Here is a 7,667-nt window from a genome sequence, read left to right on the forward strand (position 1 = left end):
CTAACCATTGCCCTAAATGCTCAAACCGATGCTTATCGAAATGCCATTAACCCGGTTTTTGAAAACCTCAATAAGACAGAAATTACTACCGGATTGTTATGGGACTATGGCGTAAATCTAAGTGAACCTACAAACTATAATGGAACACTTACTACTAACAATTACATGACAGCCACAGAATGGGCTTTGCTTTATGCCACCATGATGTCTCAAGAGATTAAAAGCACTGCCTACACTTTCCCTAGCACTTCTGCAGTCAAGGGATCTATTGAAAGCTACAACAGCACAGATGTTGGAAAAACAAATATTACAACTCTGTTTTATGAATATAATAAAATAAAGAGCAATGCTCTGAGTAGCAACCTCCTTTATATTAGTAACAATAAACTTTACGATGTTTCGGGACGCCCCAGTTCTCCTTATAATCTTGATAAAACCTTTGCCGCAGCTCCTACCAAAAATGAGTTAACGGGGAGTATCCAAACATTTAAGCTACGAAATGCTCTTTATTATAGTAACTCTACCAAGACGGTAACAGCAAGGCAAGTTGATTTGGATGATGGTTTAGGCTATAGAACTGTAGCATGGAACGGAGAGATAACTGCAAATTATACTACTGATGGAGAAAAGACAATCAAACTGAAGTTCACTTTTTCAGATAGCAGTGTGGCTGATAGTCATTTTAAGATTTATGTGAGTGAAACCTCGAGTACTCCATATTCTACAATATACCCTGCCGGCAGCATATTCCATCAAAACTTTCCACACACAGGGGGTGCATATACACCTTCAACTTACTTAGGAGCCTATGCAACAGGAAGAGTTACAGTAGATTTGGCTGCGGGCAATACGGGCATAAAGAAACCATTGATTATTGTGGAGGGATTTGATCCTACCAATACATTTAATTTTACAGATATTCTTACCGACCAAGTTGGCGGGTTGGGAATTGCCTTCAATTCAACCACCTTATTCCATGAGCTTCATTATGTCGAGGGATATGATATCGTTTTTCTGAATTTCAACAACTCCACTACCTATATTCAGCGCAATGCATACTTACTCCAGGAAGTAATTAAATGGGTAAATGCAGAAAAAGTAGTCAATAACAGTACTGCTAAAAATAAAGTAATGGGTATCAGCATGGGAGGCTTGGTTGCGCGTTATGCTCTGAGCGATATGGAAGATAGAAACATTAACCATGGAACAGATTTGTATATTTCTATGGATACCCCACACCAGGGAGCCAATGTACCAGTGGGTTTGCAAGCCGCTTTTAGGCACTTGACTAATCTATCATTCAACGTAGGTATTTTGGGGGTAACACCTAAGACAATCAATATTAGAGATATTGTAGATGTGAGCATTGCTGAAGGTATTTTTAATTCTCAAGCTGCCAAGCAGATGCTTAAGAACTACGTTTCGGGTACTTCTTCACTAAGCATAAGTTCTGCTGATCATAATAGTTTTATCCAAGACCTCAAAAATCAGGGTATGTCAGGAGCCAATGGATATCCCTCAAGATGGGGCATTCAAAATGTTGCTATATCAAATGGCAATGAATGTGGAGGGGATATAGGATTCAGCGCAGGAGACCAACTCATGAACTTCAATAATTCTGATCTAGGTATGGCAGGCCCATTTATTAATTATTTACTAAGTTATGCTTCCTTGAACAAAAGCTCACGATATGTTAGTTTAACGGATTGGTTAGCACTAGGTAGAGAACTAAAATTCAATTTTCTAGCTAAAGCAATCCCAAATCAGCAAGTGAGCCAGGTATATTCAGGTAACATCAAAATCAAAAAGAAAATTCTGGGTATCATTAATCAAACAACAACTCTAACCAGTGTGAGCTTGAACTCTCTCTCCTCTATGCTACCTACTGATAATCCAGGTGCAGGTGTATATAGTTTAGCAACTTTTGGTGGAAATAACATACCTCAAGATATTCTAAATTTCATGGATCAAGACAAATTTAGTTTTATTCCCACTGTAAGTTCTCTAGACATTGGAGGAGGCAATGTTACACTTAATTCAAACGACCTATACAGTGCCTATAACCCTGCCTCTCCTCCTTCATCTCCCAAAAACAGCCCATTCGATTACTATGTAACAGGATTTCAGAATAATGAAACGCATACACAATTCACCTATAGGAATGCTAATTTTCTATTAGATGCACTAAACGGAGGAAGCTTAACTGCCGAATGTCTTAACCTGTGTTATGTATCTTCCAGCACTATTGGTGGAAGTTCTAAGGCCTGTACCACAGCTTCTACCTACTCAACTATCAGTCCACCTTCTGGGTCCACTGTTAGCTGGTCAGTTGAGAGCGGACTACAGATTGTATCTTCAAGTGGTAATACTGCTTCTATCAAAAGTACCTTAAGTGAATTTGACTCAGGTGGTTTTAGAACCATAACAGCAACATTTTCAACTGCCTGCGGAGATGTAAGTATAACTAAAAATGTTTGGGCTGGCCCACCAAGTATTTACACGCTGAATCCCGATGGAACCAAAAATTATTTTGGCGGAAGCTACAGTTACCCTGCTTCGCCAAGTACTCAAACCATAACGGTGTTTTCAGATGCACCGAACGTAACTTATTCTTGGGACATATTCCCAACCAATATACAATGGGCCGGCAATGGAAACCAAGCTACTTTTTATACCACGAATGAAGGAAATTACACTCTAACCGTTACAGCCGATAATGGGTGCTATTCCTTTAGCCAGTTCTATGTCATTAACATCGGTGATGGAGGTGGTGGTTTCGGTGGCCTCTCTCTAATGGTCTACCCCAACCCATCTAGTGATGAAATGGAAGTAGAAGTTTCGGATCTTGATAAGGATGATCAGGTAAAAGTCATCAGTAAAACTTCCAATATTGAAGAAAAGGAAGAGTTCTTCTACCAGCTCATCAATCACCATCAGGAAATAGTTTTCAGTAAAAAAGTAAAGAATAGAAATATCAAAATACCGGCTAAGCAATTCAGAAAAGGACAATATATTCTTAGAGTATCAAGTAGAGGGAAATCTGTATCGAAACATGTAATTATCAATTAGTTAATAAGCTTACTTGATATGGGCTGTAATAATTATCCACAGCCCATATCATTTTCAATTCCAGACACTATAACCTAAACAACCCCTTCTTCGCCTTTATCTCAAAGCCTGCTTCCTTTACCAGGTTGATTACCTCTGCTTTGTCAAGATATTCACCAGTTACTGTAAGCTTCTTTTCCTTCGAGTTAGTGTCTACTTCCCATCTTTTTACTGAATTTGCCTTTTCCAAAAAAGGTGTAACTGTGGCGACACAGCCTCCACAGTTGATATTCGTTTTAAAAACAGACTTCTTCATTTTATATAATTCATTTGTGTAGATTTACAGCATATAATAAGTATAGTCGCTTTACACCAAGCGATACGAATCTTTCACGAATATAGTTCACGCTTTGACCTTTGCAGAACTCAACTTACATGAAGATGTACTAGCCGGCTTAGATGCCATAGGCTTTGAAAAAGCTACCCCCATTCAGGAAATGGCCATTCCTTCTATAATCGAAGGAAAAGACCTTATTGGCTGTGCACAAACCGGAACGGGCAAAACTGCCGCTTTTTTGTTACCTCTTATGCACAAAATATGTGCTCAAAAAATTGAAGATGATCATATCAACTCTATAATCATCTGTCCAACCCGCGAACTGGCCATCCAGATCGATCAGCAGTTACAGGGGCTTAGCTACTTTACGGGGGTGAGCTCCATAGCCATTTATGGCGGAGGCGATGGAGACTCTTTTACACAAGAAAAACGTGCCTTATCGCAAGGGGCTCACATAGTTGTGGGCACCCCGGGCAAGCTTATATCGCACCTCAACCTTGGCTATGCAAATGTGAAGCAGGTACAAAACCTGGTATTGGATGAAGCTGACAGAATGTTGGACATGGGGTTTCTTGATGACATCAAGAAAATAATTTCCTTTCTCCCCAAAAAACGCCAGAACCTGCTCTTTTCGGCCACCATGCCACCCAAAATAAGAAGCTTGGCCAAAGAGATTCTTACCGACCCTAAGGAGGTAAATATTTCTATTTCTAAACCGGCAGAGCGAGTTACACAAGTTGCTGTATTGGCTCACGACAGTCAAAAAATAGAGACCATAAAGCATTTGCTCAGATACAACGATGTACCTAGCCTTATCATATTTGCGTCTACAAAACTGAAAGTGCGCGAGATCACCAAAGCCCTGCAAAAAGAAGGGCTGGACGCTAAAGAGATTTCGAGTGATTTGGAGCAAAAGGAGCGTGAAGACATTCTCCGGCAGTTTAAGAATCGCAAACTGCAAATGCTGGTGGCCACCGATGTAATTTCAAGAGGCATCGATATAGACAACATCGATATGGTGATTAACTACGATGCCCCCAACGACCCGGAAGATTACATTCACCGTATTGGAAGAACCGCACGGGCAGCCTCAGAAGGTGAAGCCGTTACGTTTATCAATGAAGACGACATGTATAAGTTTGCCCGAATAGAGCAAATGATGGAAATGGAGGTAAGAAAAATACAACCGCCTGAGCATGTGGGACCCGGCCCTGAATACAACCCCAAGTCGAGAGGCAATCACAGGGGGGGCAGAAAACCATTTAGAAAAGGAAAAAGGAGGTAGCCCCCCTCCTTTCCATTAACCCCATATAGAGGGCTCTCCGATAAACGTTTTGACTCACATAACCATTGGTGTTCGAGATGAACTCTCAACCTTATTATTCAATTATTAATCTGGTTAATAAAATTCATCTCAGCAACCTGCCTGGCAGTCCTTAGTGGGTACAAATTCCAAATTCACACTCCACCCGAATGCCGACCATACCTGGCTGAGCATCAACTATCAATAGATTCATTTGCCGTACAGCCGGAATATTGAATCACTCCTCATTTTTAAGCGCTTCGAAAACCCTTTTTGTAGAATATTGAATGCGTAAGAGGTTTGTGAGGTCTCCTTTGCTACGAACAAAGCGGGGATCCTTATCGTCTTCTGCAAAGATTCATTTGGTCATACTCAATTCAACAACTATGAAAAATCTTGCCTACGCTTTTCGGGTATTGCTGAACAACAAGTTCTATGCATTCCTAAATATTTTTGGGCTAGCCCTGGGGCTGGCCGTAAGTATTATTATTCTGCTATATGTGCAGAGCGACCTGACTTTTGATAAGCATCATGAAAAATGGGATCAGGTTTACCGAATAGAATCCAAATTCTACATTCCGCCAAAAAACGATGAATTTGCCTTAACCTCTCAGGCTTTGGCCGAAACCATGAAGATGGAGTTTCCTGAAATCCAGGCTTTTACCCGGGTACAAAGTGCAGGGCAAATTCTCTTCAGAATTGATGACAACAGCTTTTATGTAGACGACATGTACTTTGCCGACTCGGCCATGTTCCGTTTGTTCACTCACGAATTCATACAAGGCGACCCCGAAACAGCTCTTGTAGAGCCTCGTAGCCTTGTATTAACAGAGAGCACTGCCAAGCGACTTTTTGGCGATAAAAACCCGCTCAATGAACTGGTTAAAACTGATTTAAACACCTTTACTGTAAAGGGCATTATCAAGGATTTGCCTGACAATGTGCACTTGCGCTTTAATGGACTCATTTCTTATACTACCATTACTTCCGGCCAACCTCCACTAAATGCACAACAACGCACAGGGCAATTGTGGAATGTGAGCACCTACTCGTATGTGCTTCTGCCCAAGAATTATGAGGTAAGCAATATTTACAACCGGTTTCCACAGCTCTTCGATAAGTACATGGCACCCATTCGCCAGTTTGCACCATCGCTTAGAGAAGCCAGCTTTGAACCCAGGCTAGTACCACTCAACGAAGTACACTTCAACTCAAAGGTGCAGTATGATCTTGCCACAGGCAACAAAGCTTACACACAGGCTTTTATAGCTATAGGTTTGTTTGTGCTCCTGCTGGCAAGTATCAATTATATGAATTTGGCAACGGCCAGAGCCACCAAACGATCGAAAGAGGTGGGTATTAAAAAAGTAATGGGTTCTTCAAAAGGCAAACTGGTTTCGCAATTTTTGAGTGAGTCTATACTCATTACATTTTGTGCACTGATTCTGGCAATAGGTCTTGTGTATCTATTGTTAATGGGTACAAATCTCAACTCTGTACTCGACAAAAACCTTAGCCTCAACTGGGGAGAAAACCCTCTTCTGTTGTTTGGCTCGTTGGGCATTACCATTTTGCTCGGGGTACTTTCCGGCCTCTATCCTGCCTTCTACTTATCGTCAATTTCTGTTATTACAGCCATGAAAGGCTCTGTAAAATCGGGCCCAGGAAGTGTGTTCTTAAGAAAAGTACTAGTAGCCTTCCAGTTTTTTGTTTCCATCGGTGTGGTGATTGCCACTTTACTCATGAGCAACCAAATCAGCTATATGCGAAATAAGGACCTGGGATTCAACAAAGACAACATGATTATTATTCCTACACGCGACACCTCCCTGGTACGCAGACTGGATGTGATTCAGAATGAGCTGAAGGAAAACCCGAACATTATTGATGTAACCACCACTACCGGTTTAAGCGCCAGTAATGCCAACTCTGTAGGTAATAGGCTAATTGGTGGTGGCCGGCAGGTGATGATGGTTGAAGAAGCCGATACCACACTAAAAACTGACACCTATAACGTGATGTTTGTGGGTGAAAACTTTATAAACGCCATGGAAATGGAACTGGTAGCCGGCCGCGATTATGACGAAAACATTCCTACCGATTTAACGCAAGGCGTATTGGTCAACGAATCCATGGTGCAGTATCAGGGTTGGGCCAATGCAGAAGAGGCCATTGGAAAGCGTGTTCAGAATGCCGGGCAACAGGCCAATCCAAGCCGAATTATTGGTGTTGTCAAAGACTTTAATGCTTTCTCCCTTCACATGAAGGTAGAACCAACCATTATTCTTCGCTATGAGCGTTTCGGAGCCGGTGCTATTGCACAATTTAGCCCTTCGGTAGTGGTACATGCCAAAGATGGCAGTTTGCAACAAACCCTGGACTATCTGGAAGACAAATATGCCGAACTAGATCCTAGTCATCCGTTTGAATATGGTCTGCTCGACACGCAGGCAGAGAATCTATACCGATCAGACAAACGTCAAAGCCAGCTCACTGCTTCGCTTTCATACATTTGCATACTCATTAGCTGTCTGGGACTTTTGGGGCTTTCCAGCTATACCACGGCCACCCGAATAAAGGAAATTGGGGTTAGAAAAGTGCTTGGGGCATCTATACCTCAATTGGTATATCTTATTTTCAAAGATATAATGCTTTTGGTAATAGTAGGTTTTGTAATTGCCACCCCTGCCGCCTACTGGCTTATTGAAAACTGGCTACAGGTGTTTCAATATACTATGGATTTGCAGACAGTGATTGTTGGAGCCGCTGCCATAGCCGGTACTTTAGCCCTGCTTATTGCTTTCCTCACCGTGGCGTTTCACTCTTTAAAAGCTGCACAGCAAAATCCGGTGAAGGCTTTGAGGTATGAGTAATGCCATGCATATAGGGCGCCTGGCGTCTCACTGCAGAAACAAAAAAAGGCTTCCGATTGGAAGCCTTTTTTTGTGGCGGAGAGAGGGGGATTCGAACCCCCGGTAC

The 7,667-nt window shown here is 41.8% G+C and carries 4 protein-coding genes; 3 read left to right on the forward strand and 1 reads right to left on the reverse strand.

The features are described 5' to 3' along the window. Positions 1–165 precede the first annotated feature (165 nt). Positions 166–3,069, forward strand: coding sequence for a T9SS type A sorting domain-containing protein (locus tag B3763_RS03510; protein WP_286743743.1), 2,904 nt, complete (start codon positions 166–168; stop codon positions 3,067–3,069). Between the two features lie 67 nt (positions 3,070–3,136). Here the strand turns inward: B3763_RS03510 and B3763_RS03515 are convergent, their stop codons facing one another. Beyond that, complete coding sequence (locus B3763_RS03515) at positions 3,137–3,364, reverse strand: heavy-metal-associated domain-containing protein (protein WP_286743744.1); 228 nt, start codon at positions 3,362–3,364, stop codon at positions 3,137–3,139. 94 nt (positions 3,365–3,458) lie between these two features. Here B3763_RS03515 and B3763_RS03520 point away from each other — a divergent pair, with 94 nt between their 5' ends. Beyond that, on the forward strand, positions 3,459–4,670 hold the full coding sequence (locus tag B3763_RS03520; protein ID WP_286743746.1) for a DEAD/DEAH box helicase: 1,212 nt from the start codon (positions 3,459–3,461) through the stop codon (positions 4,668–4,670). 404 nt (positions 4,671–5,074) lie between these two features. Beyond that, a complete protein-coding gene (locus tag B3763_RS03525) occupies positions 5,075–7,561 on the forward strand; it encodes an ABC transporter permease (RefSeq protein WP_286743749.1) in 2,487 nt (828 codons plus the stop codon). The last annotated feature ends 106 nt before the right edge of the window (positions 7,562–7,667 follow it).

Origin of the sequence: Roseivirga sp. UBA1976, assembly GCF_002336325.1 — a bacterium.
In the GTDB taxonomy this organism is placed as follows: Bacteria; Bacteroidota; Bacteroidia; order Cytophagales; family Cyclobacteriaceae; genus Roseivirga; species Roseivirga thermotolerans.